General features: G+C 59.8%; 18 protein-coding genes. 9 read left to right on the forward strand and 9 right to left on the reverse strand.

What is annotated here, in order from left to right; all coding sequences use genetic code 11:
* Entirely contained in the window at positions 1-4,071 is a 4,071-nt protein-coding gene (locus ABIQ96_RS04560) for an autotransporter-associated beta strand repeat-containing protein (RefSeq protein ID WP_348213370.1), read from the forward strand.
* Between the two features lie 8 nt (positions 4,072-4,079).
* Here ABIQ96_RS04560 and ABIQ96_RS04565 read toward each other — a convergent pair whose 3' ends face one another.
* The gene (locus tag ABIQ96_RS04565; protein ID WP_348213371.1) at positions 4,080-4,475 is read right to left on the reverse strand and encodes a hypothetical protein; all 396 of its coding nucleotides are present in this window, start codon (positions 4,473-4,475) and stop codon (positions 4,080-4,082) included.
* A 199-nt stretch (positions 4,476-4,674) separates the two neighbouring features.
* Between ABIQ96_RS04565 and ABIQ96_RS04570 the strand changes: the two genes are divergently transcribed.
* A complete protein-coding gene (locus tag ABIQ96_RS04570) occupies positions 4,675-5,907 on the forward strand; it encodes an LL-diaminopimelate aminotransferase (protein WP_348213372.1) in 1,233 nt (410 codons plus the stop codon).
* Positions 5,908-5,942: 35 nt separating this feature from the next.
* Positions 5,943-6,665, forward strand: a complete 723-nt coding sequence (locus tag ABIQ96_RS04575) for a hypothetical protein (RefSeq protein ID WP_348213373.1) — start codon at positions 5,943-5,945, stop codon at positions 6,663-6,665.
* 52 nt (positions 6,666-6,717) lie between these two features.
* Here the strand turns inward: ABIQ96_RS04575 and ABIQ96_RS04580 are convergent, their stop codons facing one another.
* Positions 6,718-7,086 carry a hypothetical protein gene (locus ABIQ96_RS04580; protein WP_348213374.1) on the reverse strand — a complete coding sequence of 123 codons (369 nt, stop codon included), beginning with the start codon at positions 7,084-7,086 and terminating at the stop codon, positions 6,718-6,720.
* Between the two features lie 379 nt (positions 7,087-7,465).
* Here ABIQ96_RS04580 and ABIQ96_RS04585 point away from each other — a divergent pair, with 379 nt between their 5' ends.
* The 5 genes from ABIQ96_RS04585 to ABIQ96_RS04605 all read left to right on the forward strand — a co-directional run bounded on the left by ABIQ96_RS04585 (position 7,466) and on the right by ABIQ96_RS04605 (position 11,648).
* Positions 7,466-8,158, forward strand: coding sequence for a hypothetical protein (locus ABIQ96_RS04585; protein WP_348213375.1), 693 nt, complete (start codon positions 7,466-7,468; stop codon positions 8,156-8,158).
* A gap of 170 nt (positions 8,159-8,328) precedes the next feature.
* Complete coding sequence (locus ABIQ96_RS04590) at positions 8,329-9,537, forward strand: threonine/serine exporter family protein (RefSeq protein ID WP_348213376.1); 1,209 nt, start codon at positions 8,329-8,331, stop codon at positions 9,535-9,537.
* A 107-nt stretch (positions 9,538-9,644) separates the two neighbouring features.
* Positions 9,645-10,196: a hypothetical protein gene (locus tag ABIQ96_RS04595; protein WP_348213377.1), complete on the forward strand. Its 552-nt coding sequence runs from the start codon at positions 9,645-9,647 to the stop codon at positions 10,194-10,196.
* A gap of 32 nt (positions 10,197-10,228) precedes the next feature.
* Positions 10,229-10,849 (forward strand): YiiX/YebB-like N1pC/P60 family cysteine hydrolase, encoded by a 621-nt coding sequence (locus ABIQ96_RS04600; protein WP_348213378.1) that lies wholly within the window; start codon positions 10,229-10,231, stop codon positions 10,847-10,849.
* Between the two features lie 76 nt (positions 10,850-10,925).
* Entirely contained in the window at positions 10,926-11,648 is a 723-nt protein-coding gene (locus tag ABIQ96_RS04605; protein ID WP_348213379.1) for a hypothetical protein, read from the forward strand.
* Positions 11,649-11,702: 54 nt separating this feature from the next.
* Here the strand turns inward: ABIQ96_RS04605 and lpxD are convergent, their stop codons facing one another.
* The 7 genes from lpxD to ABIQ96_RS04640 all read right to left on the reverse strand — a co-directional run bounded on the left by lpxD (position 11,703) and on the right by ABIQ96_RS04640 (position 17,992).
* Positions 11,703-12,749, reverse strand: a complete 1,047-nt coding sequence (gene lpxD, locus ABIQ96_RS04610; protein WP_348213380.1) for a UDP-3-O-(3-hydroxymyristoyl)glucosamine N-acyltransferase — start codon at positions 12,747-12,749, stop codon at positions 11,703-11,705.
* A gap of 12 nt (positions 12,750-12,761) precedes the next feature.
* A complete protein-coding gene (locus ABIQ96_RS04615) occupies positions 12,762-13,424 on the reverse strand; it encodes an OmpH family outer membrane protein (protein ID WP_348213381.1) in 663 nt (220 codons plus the stop codon).
* Positions 13,425-13,567: 143 nt separating this feature from the next.
* The gene (locus ABIQ96_RS04620) at positions 13,568-14,611 is read right to left on the reverse strand and encodes a spermidine/putrescine ABC transporter substrate-binding protein (RefSeq protein WP_348213382.1); all 1,044 of its coding nucleotides are present in this window, start codon (positions 14,609-14,611) and stop codon (positions 13,568-13,570) included.
* A gap of 112 nt (positions 14,612-14,723) precedes the next feature.
* Complete coding sequence (locus ABIQ96_RS04625; protein ID WP_348213383.1) at positions 14,724-15,494, reverse strand: ABC transporter permease; 771 nt, start codon at positions 15,492-15,494, stop codon at positions 14,724-14,726.
* A complete protein-coding gene (locus tag ABIQ96_RS04630) occupies positions 15,491-16,315 on the reverse strand; it encodes an ABC transporter permease (RefSeq protein ID WP_348213384.1) in 825 nt (274 codons plus the stop codon). Before ABIQ96_RS04630 ends, ABIQ96_RS04625 begins: the two co-directional genes overlap by 4 nt.
* Positions 16,316-16,452: 137 nt before the next feature.
* Positions 16,453-16,815: a four helix bundle protein gene (locus ABIQ96_RS04635; protein WP_348213385.1), complete on the reverse strand. Its 363-nt coding sequence runs from the start codon at positions 16,813-16,815 to the stop codon at positions 16,453-16,455.
* Between the two features lie 40 nt (positions 16,816-16,855).
* A complete protein-coding gene (locus tag ABIQ96_RS04640) occupies positions 16,856-17,992 on the reverse strand; it encodes an ABC transporter ATP-binding protein (protein ID WP_348213386.1) in 1,137 nt (378 codons plus the stop codon).
* Positions 17,993-18,097: 105 nt separating this feature from the next.
* Between ABIQ96_RS04640 and ABIQ96_RS04645 the strand changes: the two genes are divergently transcribed.
* A complete protein-coding gene (locus ABIQ96_RS04645) occupies positions 18,098-18,868 on the forward strand; it encodes a dienelactone hydrolase family protein (RefSeq protein ID WP_348213387.1) in 771 nt (256 codons plus the stop codon).
* Positions 18,869-18,873 lie beyond the last annotated feature (5 nt).

Here is an 18,873-nt window from a genome sequence, read left to right on the forward strand (position 1 = left end):
ATGAAACCCTTTTCTTCCACGTTCCGCTCCAGGCGGACTTCCGGTTGCATGCTCGGCGTCCTCTTCGAAATCGCCATCGCATCTCCTGCGATGGCCCAGCTCACGACCAGCCACCGCCTGGTCTTCGACGACGAATTCACCGGTACGGCCGTGGACACGGCAAAATGGGATGTCGCCAGCCCCGGTTGGACAATGCCTAACAGCGCTTCAGCGGCAGCGGCCAACCAAGTGAGCGTGGCAGATGGCGTCCTGACCCTCAGCGCGACGCGCACCGCCACCAGCGGGACCACGCAGTTTTCCTCGGGTTCGGTCTCCAGCTACACGGACTACACGTTCGACGGCGGCTATGTGGAGGCCAGCATCGATCTGCCGACCACGCCCGGCTCGTGGCCGGCGTTCTGGGGGCTCTACACCGGCTGGCCACCGGAAGCCGACATCATGGAATATCCGCTTACGACGGACGGTGGCACCAACGGCTACATCAACGACACCTATCACACCGCCTTTCACTACACGAATTCCGGCGGCGCGGCGGCGGCAGGCGCAGGGGCGGTGGATACCAACACGAATCTCAGCACCAGCGGCTATCACATCTTCGCGATGGACTGGATCAGTGACACGAGCGTGAAATTTTTCATGGATGGCGCGCAGAAGACCTCGTTCACCAGCGGCGTCGATGTCGCCGAGATGGGAAACATGTACATGATTCTCGATTACGCCGTCGGCGGTTGGCCGGGCACGCCGACCACGGCGCAATGGCCGCTCGGCGCGAGCGACCAGACGAAGGTGGACTGGGTGCGCGTCTGGCAGATCGATGCGACGCCGGACCTCACCTCCAACTGGAATATCAACGGCGGCGGGGCGTTCGACACCAGCGGCAACTGGAGCAACGGCAACGTGCCGGGATATGGCAATCGAACCGCCGTCTTCGGCCGTGTCGGCACCGCGGCGACGGCGACCATCACCCTGCCTAACTGGAAGATCTTCGGAAACATGATCTTCAACGGCGGCGGTGACGGCACCACCGCCTACACCATCGGTTCGTCATCGAATCTGATCCAGCTCGCCGGACAGCCGTTAGGCGGCAGTCCGGTAGGAGCCAGCGTGCAGGCGTCCTCGTCGAGCACCGTCACCCAGAACGTCAGCGCCAAGGTCCAGCTATGGTCCGCCACCACCGCGAAAAACGACATGACCGGCGGACAGACGCTGAATTTCAACAGCCAGATCAGCGGCAGCGGAGCGTTGAATGTCACCGGCGCGGGCACCACGGTGCTCAATGCGTCGAACATCCACACCGGCGGTACCAACATCGGCACCGCCGCGGAAGCCGCATTCCTTCGGACTAACGCCAACAACGCCCTTGGCGCGGGAACCGTCGTCATCGGCCCTTCCGGAAATGGAACGACCGCCCGTCTCGAGCTCATCGGAGGATTCACCCAAACCGCGGCCATCGATCTGCGCGGCAGAAACAACACCACGTTCGCCGGCATCCAGAGTGTGAGCGGCAACAACACGCTGGTCGGCAGCGTCAGCGCGAACTCCGGCGGTGGAATCTATCAGATCCAATCCGATGCGGGAACCCTGACACTCGCCGGAGCGGTGCAGGCGGGAAGCGGTGCGCGCACCTTCACTTTCCAGGGCGCGGGAACCGGAGTTGTCAGCGGCCCTATCCAAAACGGCGGTGGCACGATCGCCGTGACCAAGGAGGGGCCCGGAACGTGGTCGCTCACCGGGCCTAACACCTACACCGGCGCAACCAACATCAACGCCGGCACGCTGCGCCTGACCACCGGACCCGCCGCGGTCGCAAACTACAGTTTCGACAACGTCAGTGGCAGCACCATCGTGAACGGCGGCAGCGGCGGAGCCACGATGAACGGCACGCTCACGAGTGGCGCGACGGTGGTCGCCGGCGGCCACACCGGCAATGCCGTCAGCCTGACCGGCGGCTCCTACATCAATATCGCCAGCCCGATCGCCGATCTCGGCAATACCGCGAAATGGACCGTTTCCGCATGGGTCAAGACCTCCACCGCGGGATCGGCCATCCTCAGCAAGGCGACCGGTAACAGTTGGGCCAACGGCAACACCGTCTTCTATCTGGGAGATGGAAACGGTGCGGGCAGCGGCGGCATCCCGAGCGCCGTCCGTTATGCCGGAGGCTTTTTCCAAGGAGCGACCAGCGCCACTTCCGTCACCGACAACACCTGGCACATGGTCACCTATGTGAACAACGGCGGCGTTTTCGCGATCTTCGTGGATGGCGTGATGCAGACGCTTTCCTCCGGCAACAGCGGTTTCGGAAACGCCGATGTCGGCACCAGCGTGCGGCTCGGTTTCACAACCAACGCCGTCGCCGCCGACGGCACCGTGCATTTCAGCGGCCTGCTGGATGATGTGCAGTTCTACAACCAGGCTCTGTCCGCGGCCCAAGTCGCGCAGGTCTATCAGGGACTGGTACCCGCCGGTTCGCTTCCGGCCGCCGCGAGTGTGACCGTCGCCAGCGGGGCGACCTTTGACGTCAACGGAGTGAGCCAGACGATCGGAACCCTGGCCGGTGCGGGTTCTCTAACGAAAAATGGTGCGGGCACGCTCACGCTCAACGGAGCGAACACCTTCAGCGGCACCGCCACGGTGAACAGCGGCACGCTTTACGCAAATTCAGGAAACGCGGCGAACAACCGCGCGCTCGGTTTCGCCAGCGGCATCACCGTCAACAGCGGCGCGACCCTGCAATCGAGCGCCAATGCCCTCTTCGGCTGGGACGGCACGCAGGAAAAACCGATCACCGTCAACACCGGCGGCATCCTGACCGCGAACGGCGGACTCACCAGCGACGTGGGCGTGGGAACCGTCACGCTGGCCGGCGGCACGCTGGCGACCCTAACAACCGGGGCGACCGACTACGGCTCGTGGCGTTTTGACGAGGCCACCGACAAGCTGCTGGTCACCGAAAACTCCACCGCCAGCGCGGCGAATGTGAAGTTCGGAAACGCCGGTGCCGTGATCGAGGTCGCCACAGGAAAAACGCTCAATTTCACCGGAACCATCACCAACGCGACAAGCGGCGGCATCGGTTATCTCACCAAAACAGGGCTGGGCACGCTCACGCTAGCCGGGACTAACACCTACACGGGAGCCACGAATCTCAGCGCCGGAACACTGGCGGTGAACGGCAGCATCGCCGCCGGAGGATCGCTTGCCACTGCCAGCAACACCGTCTTGAAAGGCACGGGCACGATCAATGCCGCCACCACGATCAACGGCACGCACCAGCCGGGATCAAGCGCCGGAACGCAGAATTTCGCAGCTCTCACCTACGGAGCCACGTCGCATCTCGCATGGGAGCTAACAGCAAACTCCGACGCATCCGGGTTCGACAAGGTGGTTTCCAGCGGGACGGTGACGATCAACAGCGGCGCGGCGATCGACGTGAGCCTGAACAGCGCGGGCAGCGGCGTGGATCTAACCAACGCCTTCTGGAGCACGTCCCGCAGTTGGCCCGTGGTCACCGCATCAACCGTTGCGGGCGGTCCTTTCGTCCTTGGCACGGTGAGCGCCGACCCGGCAACCCGTGTGGTGTCGAACTACGGCATCCTCGCCTTGCAACAAAGCGCCACGGCCGTGAACCTGGTTTACACTCCCTACACCGCGCAGCAGCTCTGGCTGCGCCAGTATTTCGGCAACGATTGGAACAACCCGGCCATCGCGGGAAACACCGCGGACCCCGACAATGATGGAGCGGCCAATCTCACCGAATGGGCTCTCGGCATGAACCCCACCGCTTCCGACATCGCTCCGTGGAAACCGGGAACTCCGGGGCTGCCGAAGGAAGCGATGACCAATATGGCGGCCCAGAACTATCTCTCGATCCAGGTGCGCCGCCCGATCGGACTGACAGGCATCATCTATCAGGGAAAGGCATCCGGCGACCTCGCCGGATGGACAAACGCGGTGCGGGAAGGCTCGCCTGTGAACAATGGCGATGGTTCGGAAATCGTCATCCTGCGTGACACCGTGCCATTCACGGAAGGCTCCCGGCGCTACATCCGGTTGGAGGTTTCACAGTAATCGGTATTTCAGCCGTGGATGTTGAACCACTTCCGGCAGTAGCCGCATTTCGCATCGCCACTCGGGGATACATCAACGTCCTCACCAAGCCGCGCGCCGCAGGAGGGGCAGGCGTAGTCTTTGCCGGCAGCGGTGGCGGGAGGCGATTGCTGGATCGTGGGCATTTCCAGAATCATGGACCGCCGCTTGAGGGAGGTAAAAAACAGAGTCCCTCCCATGGCGACAAAAGGTAGGGCGATGAAACTGGCGAAGATTTTGAAGAACAGCGGCGGTTCGTCAGAACCCTGCACCGTCCACATGAAGCCAAGGATCGCGAGGCCGATCCCACAGAAGACGAATCCGAAGACCGCGCCGATGAAACGGGCCGGTCCGCCGAAAGGAGGCATGGGAACTTGAACGCGCATGGTGGTGAATCTGAAGAAATGGGCAAATCCGCGTTTGCTCCGGTGTGGATGCTAGGTTCCCGGCAGCGGATTTTCAAAATCATTTATCAGGAGCTTCGGAAACCCGCTACTGGAAGAAATTCCGGGGATTCCACCGGCGGCGGGCGGGCGGATTCCTTCGCTTGCACGATCCTGCGCACCCGGCTACATCTCCGCCCGCATGGCCACGATCAATTCCAATTTCCTCAAGCTCAAAGCCGGTTACCTGTTCCCTGAAATCGCCCGCCGCGTCCGGGTTTACACCGAAGAAAATCCCGACAAAGCCGCCCGCATCATCCGCTGTGGCATTGGCGACGTGACCGAGCCGCTGCCCGCCGCCGTGGTCAAGGCGATGCACGAAGGCGTGGATGAAATGGCAAACCGCGACACCTTCAAGGGCTACGGCCCGGAGCAAGGTTACGAATTTCTCCGTCAGGCGATCGTGGACAACCAGTTCGCCGATCTCGGCATCTCCGCAGACGAGGTTTTCATCTCGGACGGTTCGAAGTGCGACACCGGCAACATCCTCGACATCTTCGGAAAAGGAAATGTGATCGCCATCACCGACCCCGTCTATCCGGTTTACGTCGATACCAACGTCATGGCCGGCAACACCGGTGACGCGGATGAAAAAGGCGCCTACGCCGGCTTGCTTTATCTTCCCTGCAACGCCGCCAACAAGTTCGTCGCCGATGTGCCTAACGAAAAGGCCGACCTCATCTACCTCTGCTTCCCGAACAACCCGACCGGAGCCGTCGCCACCCGCGCGCAGCTCGAAGCTTGGGTGAAATACGCGAAGGCAAACGACGCCATCATCCTCTTCGACGCCGCCTACGAGGCCTTCATCCAGGACCCGGAAATCCCGCGCTCCATCTTTGAAATCGAAGGCGCGAAGGACGTGGCCATGGAGTTCCGTTCCTTCTCGAAAAACGGCGGCTTCACCGGCGTCCGCTGCGGCTACATCGTCATCCCGAAGACCCTCAGCGGCAAGTCCGACACCGGTGAGCGCATCCCGCTCCATCAGCTCTGGTCCCGCCGCCACAGCACCAAGTTCAACGGTGCCAGCTACCCGGTCCAAAAAGCCGCCGCCGCTGTTTTTTCCTCCGAAGGAAAAGCACAGGTCAGCGCCCTCATCGAACACTACATGGGCAATGCCAAGCTCCTCCGCGAAGCCGCTGCTGCCGCCGGACTCCCCGTCTTCGGCGGTGAGAACGCGCCTTACGTCTGGGTCGGCTGCCCGGCCGGTCTGACCTCGTGGGACATGTTCGACAAAATGTTAGGCGAGGCACAGGTCGTCATCACCCCCGGCTCCGGCTTCGGCTCCGCGGGCGAAGGTTATTTCCGCATCTCCGCCTTCAACTCGCGGGCGAACGTCGAAGAGGTCTGCCGCCGCTTGAAAGAGCTGGTGGCTTGATTCCATGTCGCATTGGAAAGGATCAATCCATGTCCATGTCAGTAACCCGATGTTTGAAGACTGTTGTCCCGGTCGTCATTTTGTCGGGTCTGACAGCATGCCAATCCGTTTCGCCTGTTGCCGGTAGTCGGCCCCTCGGGGGAGAGAATCCATCAGCAGACGAGAGGGTGGCCGCGTGGATCCAACATCAAGGCCTCGTTGAGGCGTCACCCGAAGAGATCGCCACCGCCCGCGCCGGTGAAATTCCCTTTGATGGGCGGAAGGTTACGGTTCCTGGCGGTTTATTAGCCGTCGTTTTCAAAATGGGAACGATGCAGCCGGTCAGTGCCGCGGTTTCCTATCTGTTCACCACGACATCGCTCTATGAAGTGAGGAACGTTGGTTCTGGAAAAATTGTGGCTAAAACCGCGAGCACCCTCTCGGCTAAGTTGGGCGGTGAAGTGGGCTATAAGCAAAAAGTGCTGGTTTCCCAGGATGGGTCACATTTGCTGATTCACGAGACTTGGTGTGACGGCAGTCAAAACCACGACACCTATGCGCTCGTCTTCAAGACATCCGGCGAAGAAGAGTGGCGCGTGAAATATCTGGAGCTTCCTGAATTCACCGATTTCGAAGGAATCGAAGACCATGGCTCGACGCCCGTTGGCTTTGCTGGCGATGATCTGCTCTTCAAGCCTGTGGCATCAGACAAGATCTGCAAAAAGAAACTCAGCGAATTTGAAGAGGCCAAGCCTCCCCTTCCCTTCACGATAGGTTAAGGACATTTTCTTGCCCTCGCTCCCGGAAACTCCATGATTTTCTGAAGTAAATTCACCCATACTCCGGACGGGGGCGTTCGTAGAGTCCCTTCTCAATGGCGACTTCAGTTAGGGACGCCATCGATTCCGGTCGGAGGAAACCCTTACCAGCCATCCCTTCACGCAGGCACACCCAGAATCCCTCTTCCGAGGAAGGTGAGAACAGGAAGTACCAACCGTCGCCGATGGTGCCGTAAAGCAGACCGGTTTTGCGTCGTTTCTCGATGAAGGTGATGAATTGCTCGTCCCAACCGGTCCACGCCGTTGAACCCGCGCCGAAGTATTCCCTGAGAGCATCCTCGGCGCGGTCGGGATCAGCGATCACCATGGTTTGCAGGGCGGCGTCATGATGGTGAAGTTGGTCGAGGTCGTAGGCGTCCATGGCGGGATGGGAGTGTGTTGATCGATCGGGATCCGGCAGGAAATCCGCCGGATTTGTGATGCAAATGCTTGGCGGGTGAACGTCGCACGAAGTGTTCGCACCGCAAGTTTTTCGCACACGGTTGGAGAAATTTTGTGACGTCGTGCCGCCTGCTCGTCAGGAGCCTGTGCGAATCCCAATCCCTGCAAGATCCTCCGCGATGCCACCGCTGCCGCTGGCCTCCCTGGTTCCGCCTTCGATCTATCAATGGACTGGAGATGCGGTATTTGATCACTACCGGCTTCGGGAAAATAGGACTTGCAGGCCCGCGGGGTTGCTCTAACGATCCGCCGCCCGCGCGTGGATTTCCAACCCCGGCGGCATCCCATTTCAAATCATCATGAAGTCAAATCGCCTCATCCTGCTGGCCAGCATCGTTTCCGCCACACTCCTTTCCTCTTGCGCTAACAAATTCAGCGCGGCGCAGCGCGCGGCATTGTCCACGGTGGCGATCGCAACTACCGAAGTGGATGCGAAAGCCTACAAGGAACCTTATGGCGGAGATGAAGCGGCGAGAGACAACGCGGCACACTCGGGTGACAACGCAGGGGCGCTGGGTGTGCTGATCGCCTCGGCCGTGGCCAACGGGATCGCGGGCACCCAGAATTCGATGTTCGTCAAAAAAAGCGCGTCCTATTTTTCCGCCGTCCAACACAACACTCCGGGCAACCTGAACGTAATGGTGCGGGACGGCTTGAAGCGTTCCATGAAGAACGACCGTTTTTTCGGCTCCCGGGTCAGGGATAATTCCGTCAACATCGTGACTTCGACCGTCACGTCGTACAACCTGATGCGGGTTTCGAAAAATGACAGCGAACTGCTTTTCAGTCCGCGGGTGAATGTCGATTTCGCACTCAAGGATGCGGCTGGAAAGAAACTGTTTTCAATGAGCTGCCAGGGCGTAGGCGGTGGCCCGGCTCCCATCTCCGAATACGCGAATGATCCCGCCAAGTCCAAAGCGGGCTACAACGAGGCGGCCAACAACGCGGTGGATGCGTTCATGACCCAACTCGGGCAGAAGACCGCGGAGTGAGGGGTTTTACTGTGTTAGGCATTTTCCAAGCCTCGCGATGAGCCGGTTCGTCGTTGGCGGGAATGCAGACGATCGGGTTTGTTAAGCCGGGGCGGCGTGGAATCCCTTGCCGGACTCCCGCGATGCTGCCATTCATCCGTATCGTGGCCATGGATCCCGCAGAATTCCGCATGAAAATCCGCTTCGTCGTGAAGCTGGGCCATGCGCTGCATGAATGCGGGACGACCAGCCAGCGCATCGAGCGGCATCTCATAAATGTAACCCACATGCTCGGGATCCACGGCAGTTTCATGGTCAGCCCGACGACGTTCACCTGCGCATTCTGGGAGACGGACGAGCTCGATCAGGTCGTCCACATCGAACGCGTCGAACCGGCGGAAAACAACCTGGGCCGGCTCTGGGAAATTGATCGGCTGGTGGAAAGCATCGCCGACGGACGCCTCAGTTTCAGCGAGGGAAATGATCAGCTCGAACGGGTGATCACCGCGCCTTGGAACTATTCGTTGTGGGCCAACGCGTTTTCGTGGGCGCTTGCCGGCGGCTCGTTCGCCGCGCTGCTTTCCTCAAATCTGAAGGACTGCATCGCGGCCACCGTGCTTTCGTTGGTGTTGTTTTTCATCAATCACCTGGCCACACGTCATGCGAGCTGGAGCCCGGTGATCACGATCCTCGCGCCTTTTGTATCCGGTGTGCTCGCCGGTGCGGTCGAGGCGCTCGGCGTGGGCATCAACGTGCCGTTCGTCATCCTCTCCTCCATCATCATCTTCATTCCCGGCCTCGCTCTAACTGTCGCGCTGACGGAAATTTCCGCCCGCCATCTGATCTCCGGCAGCTCGCGGCTGGTGGATGCCGCGATGCTGTTGTTAAAACTTTTCTTCGGCGCGATCAGCGGAACGGCGGTTGCTAATTTCCTCTTCCATGGAAATCATCTGGCATCCGCAGTGTTGCCCATGCTGCCGGATTGGAAAACCTGGCCCGCGGTGGCAGGGCTTTCGTTAGGGCTCGGCATCGCCTTCAACATTCCCCGGCGGAAGCTTTCATGGGGTCTTCTATCCGCCGCGATCGCTTTCATGGCTGCCAGCCTCGGCGAGAGGTGGTTCGGCATGTATGCGGGAATGTTCATCGGCGCGCTGACCGTCGGTCTTTTCAGCAATCTTTATTCAAGGATCACCCGCGGCCCCGGTTCGATCCTGATGACTCAGGGCATCGTCCTGCTCGTGCCGGGAAGCAAGACCTACATGATCCTCAACCGCTGGGTGTCCGGCGCGGACATTCTGCCCGGTGCCAGCAGCGCGAACCAGGCGCTGATGGTTTTCATCGCGCTCATCGCCGGGCTTCTATTCTCCAATGCGCTCGTGCCGACCCAGAAGAGTCTCTAACGAATTCGTTGGAGCGATTACGGGCTCATCCAACCAGAAAACGGCAGACGGTTTGCGCTGAATTTCAAGAGTTGTCTCATGAGATCAAACTCTGATAGCTTGAGTCCGTGAAATTCGACCCGGATCGTGTTCTTTCTTGGGTTTTTGACCGGGAGATTTCGATTTTCCAGTTTTTCGCGAGCGCGATTTGGCTCGGCAGCGCAATCGGAGGACTTGCAATGATGGCACCCGGGTTCACTCGTTTCGATTTCCAGGAGCTTGTGTTTCTACCGTTGAGCCCGTTGCTGCTCCTCAATCTTTGGATCATTCCGAACGCGGCGCTGATCGCCCTGATGTGGATCTGGCATCTGGTGAATGACGGTATTGGCTACGTCGCATGGGGAATCCTGGTCGGCGTGGAATCTCTTATCGCCATGCTCTGCTTCGACCCGGATTTCCGAGGCCCGATGGATGCGCCAATCGTCTTTGGCTGCTGGCTGGCACTCCTGATCATGGTGGAAACCGGAGTGTGGTTTGTCCTGCATTGGCGGAGAAATGTTTGGGCGCGGGAAATGTTCGCCCTCAGTGCGGAAAACGCGAGGCGCCGCGCCGAACGCGAGGCCGCACGGGCCAACGGACACCCGCCCGACGAGTCCCGAGAGGACGCCGGCTTGAATTGAGCAGCGGGCGGTGCCATGCTTCGCATGTGAAAATGAATCCACTCCTCTCCGCCGCCGCATGTGCCTTTTTCTCGGCTTCCGCGCTGTTAACCGCCGGTGAAAAGGCAGCCGCGGTGTTGCGCGAGGGTGACATCGTTTTCTCCAGTTCGGAGCAGGGCCAGGGCGAGGCGATCATCGCGGCGACCGGTTCGCCCTACACCCACTGCGGAATCCTTTTTCGGGTGGACGGAAAACTGATGGTGCTGGAAGCCGTGCAACCGGTCGGCGTCGTTTCTCTGAGCGAGTTCATGGCCCGCAGCAAGCCCGGCACCACCCAGGCCAGGCGATTGAAAACCCCGCTAGCCGCGGCCGATGTCGAACGCGGTCGCGAATGGGCGACCGCGCAGGTCGGGAAAAACTACGACGCGAAATTCCTGTGGGACGACGGGCAGCTTTACTGCTCAGAGCTGGTCTGGAAAATCTATCAGCATGCCGGGATCGAGCTGTGCAAACCGCGCCAGTTCAAGGATTTCAAGCTGGACGACCCGAAAGTGAAAAAAATCATCGAGCAGCGATTCGGCAGCGTTAAGGCCCTGCCGCGCGACGAGAAGGTCGTCGCGCCGGCGGATCTTGCCTCTTCTCCGCTGTTGGAGGAAGTGGCCGGACTGCCTTGATTTTCCTTGAAGCGGCGGAGCCGCGTTTCTAGTCTTCCGGTTGCTCATGAAGGGCGACTCCCAACCGGATACGACCATGAAAACGAAACTCATCACCGCAGGTTTGTCTTTTGCCGGCTTCTCATTTTTCGCCGGCCACTGTCTGGCGCTGACCCCGTTCAGCGACAATTTCAACGCCATCAAACTCGACAAGATCAACTGGCTGGCCGGCGGCGAAGGCGGGGCGAAGCTCAAACAGGACGACGGAGTTTTGAAATTTTTGGTACCCGTCAACAAGGCGGACGAGGATTACGCTTTTCTCGAACTCGTGCCCAGCCGCCCGGGTTACGACGAGAATTGGCAGGTCCTCCTCGACGTGGCCAACACCAACAGCCACCGCGGCAACTCGGGGCCGGGCATCTGGATCGCCAACGCGGAAGATGGCGGAGACACTGTGTTTTTCGAATGCTACGGCAAAGGCCCCAAGGGCGGATTCGTGGCCAGCTTCGTCAATAACGGACTCTACAACGTGGGGCCTGATATCGGGGATAATCCGGGGGTCAGCGGCGGCACCATCCGGATCAGCTTCAATAAGACCACCAAAATCATGACATTTGCCTACCGAGTCGGTAAAACCGCCAAATGGACGAAAGTCGCGACTTTCTCGACCAACGGCGTCGGAGGAGACCGCCGGGCTAATTGGAATATGAACGCCGAAACCGGGTTGTTCGTCATCAAGATCTACGGATTCACAGAAGGCCGGATCGTCGCCTCGGGCACGGAGACCTTGGATAATTTCGTCCTGAAAGAGATCAAATGACAACGGTCGGGCTTTTGGTCCGCAGGGAAGTCACTTCATTTCCGGAAATCAGGATCACTCCCCGCCTTTGGAAACCTTCAGTTCCTCCTCCAGCTTTTTCACCCGCTCGATGAGCTTGGGCAGGCGGCGGTGGTGCGCGCGGAGTTTCATGTCCTCGCGGAAAGGAATGGCCGGGCGGCCGGAATAAACGATCCCGCCAGGGAGATGGGTGGTGACCGCGGCACGCCCGGTGAGCGTGGCCTTGTCTCCGATGGTGATATGGCCGGCGATGCCGACCTGGCCGGCGATGGTGACGTAATTGCCGATCCGCGTGCTGCCGGAAATGCCGGTTAGGGCGACGATCAGGCAATGCTTGCCGATCACGACGTTGTGGCCGATCTGGACGAGGTTGTCGATTTTCGTCCCTTCGCCGACGACAGTCTTCCCGAAGCGGGCGCGGTCGATGGTGGTGTTCGCGCCGATCTCGACGTCATCACCGATTTCAACGATGCCGACTTGGTCGATCTTGACGTGGCGGCCGCCGGAAAATTCGTAGCCATAGCCATCCGAGCCGATGACGCATCCCGGCTGGAGGTGAACGCGGTCGCCGAGCACGCAGCGCTCGCGGATGGAAACGTTGGCCATCAGGTGGCAGTCCCTACCGATTATGACATCCTCGCCGACGACGCTGTTGGGGCCGATGTCCGATCCATCGCCGACGACGGCACCGGCCATGACGACGGCACCGGCGCAGACCCGGACTTTTTCAGGATCGAGCTTGGCGGCGGGATCGACCGAGGCCTTTGGATGGATGCCGGGGGAGAATTTGCGCGTCGCCTCGGCGAAATGGCGGACCACCACGGAGAACGCGAGCGTCGGGTTGTCCACGGCGATCAGCGCGGCACCTTGCGGACCATCGGACACGCCGCGCGGAACAATGACGGCGGCGGCTTTGGTTTCGAGAAACTGCGGATGATATTTCTCGTTGCCGAGGAAACTGACGTCATGCGGGCCGGCGGCGTCGAGCGACGCCATTCCGGTTAGAGACAAATCGAGCCCGCCCCGGACGATGTCACCATCGACCCATTGGGCGAGCTCGGAAAGCGTGAGGGCGATAGCCAACTCGGAGGTGGATTAGTTGTCCTTACCACCGCCGGCAGGAGGCGTGGAGAGGTCCGGGATTTCCGGCTTCGGATCATCGGCGGATGGAAGGGACTCGGCAGGAGCGTCCTTGTTCAGATCCTTGAGGAGGCCGGCGGTGATGTCGGTGGCGTCCTTGGTGTAAAGGAGAAAGGGAACCTGCGAGGTGCTGAGGCCGGATTTGTCGAAGACGTAGTCGTAGTTATCGACCTTGGCTTTTTCCTCCACCAGCTTGCGGATTTCCTCAAGGATGCCCTTCATGCGTTGGACCATTTTCTCGTTGAGGGCCTGGTTGCGGCGTTGCAGGAACTCGCGGCGCTCGCGGTCGAGGGCGACTCCGGTTTGTTGGTCGGCTTGCCAATCCTTATAGAGCGACTGCTTCTTGGAATCGTTGAGGGAAGGGTCTTCAAGTTGTTTGCGAAGCGTGGCAAGGCGTTCCTCAAGTTCGCGGATTTTGGCGAGGCGCTCGTTGTTGTCCTTCTGGATGCGCGCGCGCTCGATGTTGATCTGCTTCTGAGCCTCGTTCGTGCGGTAGTATTGCTTGAAAAGCTCCTGCATATCGACCGTGGCGATGTTGAGCTTGCCTTCCTGGGCGACGGCCATGGTGGCGAATGAAGCCGCGAATGCGAGGGTGAGAAAACGACGAATGAGAGTCATTGGATGGTAAGTTGGGGTTCCTAAAACGGATATCGGAACGAAACGTGAACGGAAAAGTTTCAGGCGTCAACGCTCATCCGGCACCCCTCCAGCGCTGTCCGCACTGCGATTTGTCCTGCTGATTTCCATCAATATGCCGCACTTCACGCGGTCTTTACCTTGTCCCACTCGGCGGTCCAGAGCGGGAGATTGTCGCCGAGGTCCGCGATGGGTTCGCATTTGTTAAAAAGCTCGACTGGCGGAAACAGGACGGCGCTGCCGCGGAAATCCTCGGTGAGCATGGCGTAAGCCCCGGAATTCGGCGCGCGGTAGCCGATCCATTGCATGTTCTCCGCGGCGACTTCGGGACCGGTGACGTAATCGATGAAGGCGTGGGCGAGTTCCGGTTGCTTCGCATCTTTCGGGATGCAGAGGTCGTCGCAGGAGAAGGCGGAACCTTCCTTCGGGATGAAAATGCGCATGTCACCGTTCTCTTCGGCGGCTTGAATAAGGTCGCCGGCGTAGCCCTGAACGAGTTGGAACTCCCCGGACGCGATGCCGGTCTTGTATTGCTCGTTTTCAAACTTCGCGATGTTCTTCTTCCAACGGATCGCCACGTCGCGGGCGGCGGCGAGTTCGGCGGGAACGACGGAGTTCAACGAGTGGCCGAGAAATTTCAAAGCGGCACCTAACACCTCCCGCATGTCATCCAGCATTGTGATACGCCCCTTGAGGTCCGGGCGGTCGAGCATGGACCACGACTCGACGGGATCCGCCACCTTCGAGGCGAGGTAACTGAGACACGTCGGCGCCGTCATATAAGGCACGGAAAACGCCATCTTCGAGTCGGCCGCCTTGGCGAGGTAAGTGGCATCGACGTTTTTCAAATTCGGCAGCTTGGCGTGATCGAGCGGCGTAAGCATGCTTTTCCGTTGGAGAACCTGCACGGTGTAGGAGGAAGGCACCAGAATGTCGTAGCCGCTGGCACCGGACTCCAGCTTGGCGAGCATGGCTTCGTTGGAATCGAAGGTATCGACGACGACGGTGCAGCCGTGGGCCTTTTCAAATCCCGCCTTGGCATTCTCACTGAGGTAGTCGGCCCAGGTGAAGACGGTGAGCGTCTTCTTTCCGCCGGACGACTTGCAGGAGGGAAGCGAGGTTGCGGCGAGCGCAGCGGAAGTGGTGGCGATGAAATGGCGGCGGTTCACGAAGGGATGAAATCACCAATCACGAATTTCTCAATCATCAATCAGTCAGTTGGAAGAGTTTTCACTACCCGCGAAGCACACTCCGATTGATGATTTGAAAATTAGTGATTCGTCATTTCTTTCCCAGCAAACGCTGGGACGCCGCGACCACGATGAAGGTCACCACCAGCATCAGCGAAGACAACGCGTTGATCACGGGCAGGTCCTTGCTTTTCTTGATCATCGAATAAACGAGGGTCGGCAGCGTGTCGGAGCCCGGGCCTTTGACGAAATAGGTGACCACGTAGTCGTCGATGGAAAGCGTGAAGGCGAGCAGCCCGCCGGCGAGGATGCCCGGCGCGAGCAGCGGCAGGGTGACCTTGAGGAAGGCCTGCGTCTTCGTCGCCCCCAGATCGCGGGCCGCTTCGACGGTGTTAAAATCGAAATCCTGCAGCCGCGCCTGCACCACCAGCGCGACATAACTCAGGCAGAATGTGATGTGCGCCATGGTGATGGTGATCAGGCTGAGAGTGACGCCGAGGGAGACAAAAAGCAGCAGCAGGCTCATGCCCATCAGGATGTCCGGCAACACCAGCGGCACGGTCACTAACAGACGATGGGCATCCTGCAACCTTGAACGATGTCGTTCCAGAGCGAAGGCGGCCACCGTGCCGAGGGCCATCGAAACGATGCTGGCCACCGTGGCGACCTTCAGCGAATTCCCGAGCGCGGCGATGATGTCCTGGCGCTCGAACAAGCGCTCATACCACCGCATGCTGAAACCACCCCACTGCGAGGCGTAACGCGAGGTGTTGAACGAATTCATCACTAGGAATGCGATCGGCAGATAGAAAAACACCAGCACGAGCACCAGCGTGATGAAAGGAATGCGGCTCGGTTTCATGTCTCCTTCTCCTTCCTCCTGAGAAACATCGGCGCGAGGACGAGCAGGGCCAGCGCCCCTGATAGAGCGGCGGCTTCCGGCAGGTTGCGGTCGGTGAAATTCCGCTGCGCGATCTTGTTGCCGATCATCTGCGAATCCGTTCCGCCGACCATGTCGGGAATGACGTAGGAGCCTAACATCGGAATGAAAACGACCACCAGCGCGGTGATGACGCCCTGGCGGATGCCAGGAACAAACACGGCGAAAAACGCACGCAACGGCCTCGCTCCCAGGTCGCGGGCGGCGTCCAACAGTCCAAAATCGAACTTCTCCGCCGCGGCGAACAGCGGCAGGATCGCAAACGGCAGATACGTGTAAACACTGACCATCACGACCGCAGTCGAATTTCCTAACAACCGATCGTTTTCCCCGATGAGATGGAGAAACCGCAGGCCCTCCGCCACGTAGCCCTGCGCATGGAGGATTTGCTGCCAGGCGAAAACCCGGATGACGAAATTCGTCCAGAACGGCACGATCACCAGCATCAAGGCCCGCGCCCTCCACACCGGCGACAAGCGCGCCATGGCATAAGCCACCGGCAAACTGGCGGCGATGCAGCCGATCGTGGTAAGGGCGCTGATCCACAAAGTACGCGCAAAAAGTTCCGGATAGCTGGGATCGGCGAGCGCGCGGATGGCATCGAGGCTCCAGCCCTCGCCAATGCCGCCGGCCGGAAGCGCGGGACGAAAAGCGATCGCAAAGATGATCAGCACCGGAACGAGCACGAACATCGCCAGCCACAGGAAGCTGGGAGCGGTGATGGCGAGTTCCGAACGTTTCATGGGAAAAAATCACTAATGACTAATTTTCAAATCATCAATCAGTCAGTTGGAAGAGGTTTGGGTGGTGATGTTGCTTGCGCCGCCTTTCGCGAAGCTTACTCCGATTGATGATTGAGAAATTCGTGATTGGTGACTTCTTACTCTCCAAGTTTCCGGAGGATGCTGGAGAAGATGCGCACAAGCTCGTCCGCCTCGCGATAAAGTTCGCGAATCCCCGGTTTTCGATCATGGTCGGATGTTTCCCCGAGAAGACGGAGCCAGAGGCGTGATTCACTGGATTCCTTCCTGGAAATTTTCAGGCGATGGGAAAAATCGGCGGATGAGATCGCGTTGTTAGCTTCGGTATAATTCGCAGCGACCGAACCCGACGACCGGAGCAACTGTTCGACATCCGTCCGTTGTTCCCGCACCCACCGATATTTCCCGATCAGCCGCCGCACCGCCAGAGCAAACTGAAACGTCCGCTCCTCCAGATCAAATTTCCGTTCCTCTTCAGACACTTCGATTGATGATTAGAAAATTAGTCATTAGTGATTTCTTTCAATCTTCCGGCAGCGTGAGCAGCTCCTCATCCTCCTCGCGATACTGTTCTAGCAGAAACCCGTCATTCGCATGCCACCGGAGCCAGACGGTGTCGCCCCATTTCGGCGGGGATTCGTCGAGCTGGAACTTGCGGTGCTGCATTTCCGCGCAGAGCCGCCACTCGCCGCAGCGGACCCAGTAGCGGGTGTGGGAGCCGAAATAGATGACATCCTCGACCTTGCCGGAAATCGCGTTTTCAGTGGCGGAAACAGCGGGTTGGTCGCGGGAAACCAGGAGTTTTTCCGGGCGCAGCGAGAGGTGGATCAGGTCGCCGGGTCTAACTGGCTTATCGTTGTCGATGACGATGCTGCCGAAGCCGCAGATATCGCAGCGCGAGAAACGGGAATCCATCGCCTCCGTGATTTTCCCATCGAGGAAATTCGTGTCACCGATGAACGCGGCGACGAACGAACTTCGCGGCGCTTCATAAATTTCAGCGGGCGGTCCGATTTGTTCGATGACGCCCTTGTTCATCACGGCGATGCGGTCGGAAATCGACATCGCCTCGCCCTGATCGTGGGTCACGTAGATGAAAGTGATCCCGACCTCGTCGTGGATGGCGTCCAGCTCGACGAGGAGTCGCTGGCGGAGCTTGAGGTCGAGAGCGGCGAGCGGTTCGTCGAGCAGCAGGACTTTCGGCTTGTTGACGAGGGCGCGGGCGATGGCGACCCGCTGCTTCTGGCCGCCCGAGAGTTGGGACGGTTTCTTGTCGGCGTGCGCCTTGAGATCGACGAGTTCGAGCATCTGGTCCACATCGCGGCGGATCGTGGCGGCATCCTTTTTCGCCATCTTCGGCCCGAAGCCGATGTTGTCGCGGACGGAAAGATGCGGAAAAAGAGCGTAGCTCTGGAACACCGTGTTGACCGGCCGCTGGTCGGGCGGAAGCGGCGTGATGTCCTTTCCGTCAAGCAGGATGCGGCCGGTATCGGGCCGGTCGAATCCCGCGGCCATCCGCAACAGCGTGGTTTTTCCGCAACCGGACGGACCGAGCAGGGAAAACGTCTCGCCCTGCTGGATGTCGAGCGTGACACCGCTAACAGCCGTGAACGACCCGAAGCGGCGGGTCACGTTTTCGAAGCGGAGGTAGGCACCCATTTCCTGATTCCATCAAGAGCGATGCGGCCCGGCGGGTCAATGGCTGAATGGATTCCCCCATTGACGGAAACGACTTCCGGGGCTTTGGTGCGGATCATGAAAAGCATGCGGTCCCTCTTTCTTGCAATCTCGCTCGCCACCGGTGCCCATGCAGCGCTGGTGGAACAACCCGTGATCTATCAGCAAGGCGGCGCCACGCTGGAAGGTTTCCACGTTTATGACAACGCGGTGACCGGCAAGTGCCCGGCGGTGCTCGTGATTCACCAGTGGACCGGGCTCACGGACTATGAAAAACGCCGCTGCCGGATGCTCGCCGAGCTCGGCTACAACGTCCTCGCCGCCGACATCTACGGCCAGGGCATCCGCCCGAAACCACCGGAAGCCGGCAAGGAAGCAGGAAAATACAAAGGCGACCGCAAGCTCTTTCGCGACCGGATGCTCGCCGCGCTGGAGTTGTTGAAAGCGGATGAACGCACGGACACTTCGAAAATCGCTGCCATCGGCTACTGCTTCGGCGGCACCGGCGTGCTGGAGCTGGCGCGCGCGGGCACCCCCATCGCCGGCGTGGTTTCCTTCCACGGCGGACTCGATGCCGCGCCGGGAATGGCGGCGGAGGCGGGAAAAATCCAGGCGAAGATCCTCGTGCTCCACGGCGCGGACGATCCCTTCGCCCCCGCCGAGCAGGTCGCCGCCTTTGAAAAGGAAATGAACGAGGTAAAGGCCGACTGGCAACTCGTCCTCTACAGCGGCGCTGTTCATGCGTTCACCCAGAAGGAAGCGGGGGATGACAACAGCAAGGGCGCCGCCTACAACGAGGCTGCCGACCGCCGGTCGTGGGACGCGATGAAGACGTTTTTCGCCGAGATTTTCAAATGAGATGA

Source organism: Luteolibacter sp., assembly GCF_039920825.1.
In the GTDB taxonomy this organism is placed as follows: Bacteria; Verrucomicrobiota; Verrucomicrobiia; order Verrucomicrobiales; family Akkermansiaceae; genus Luteolibacter.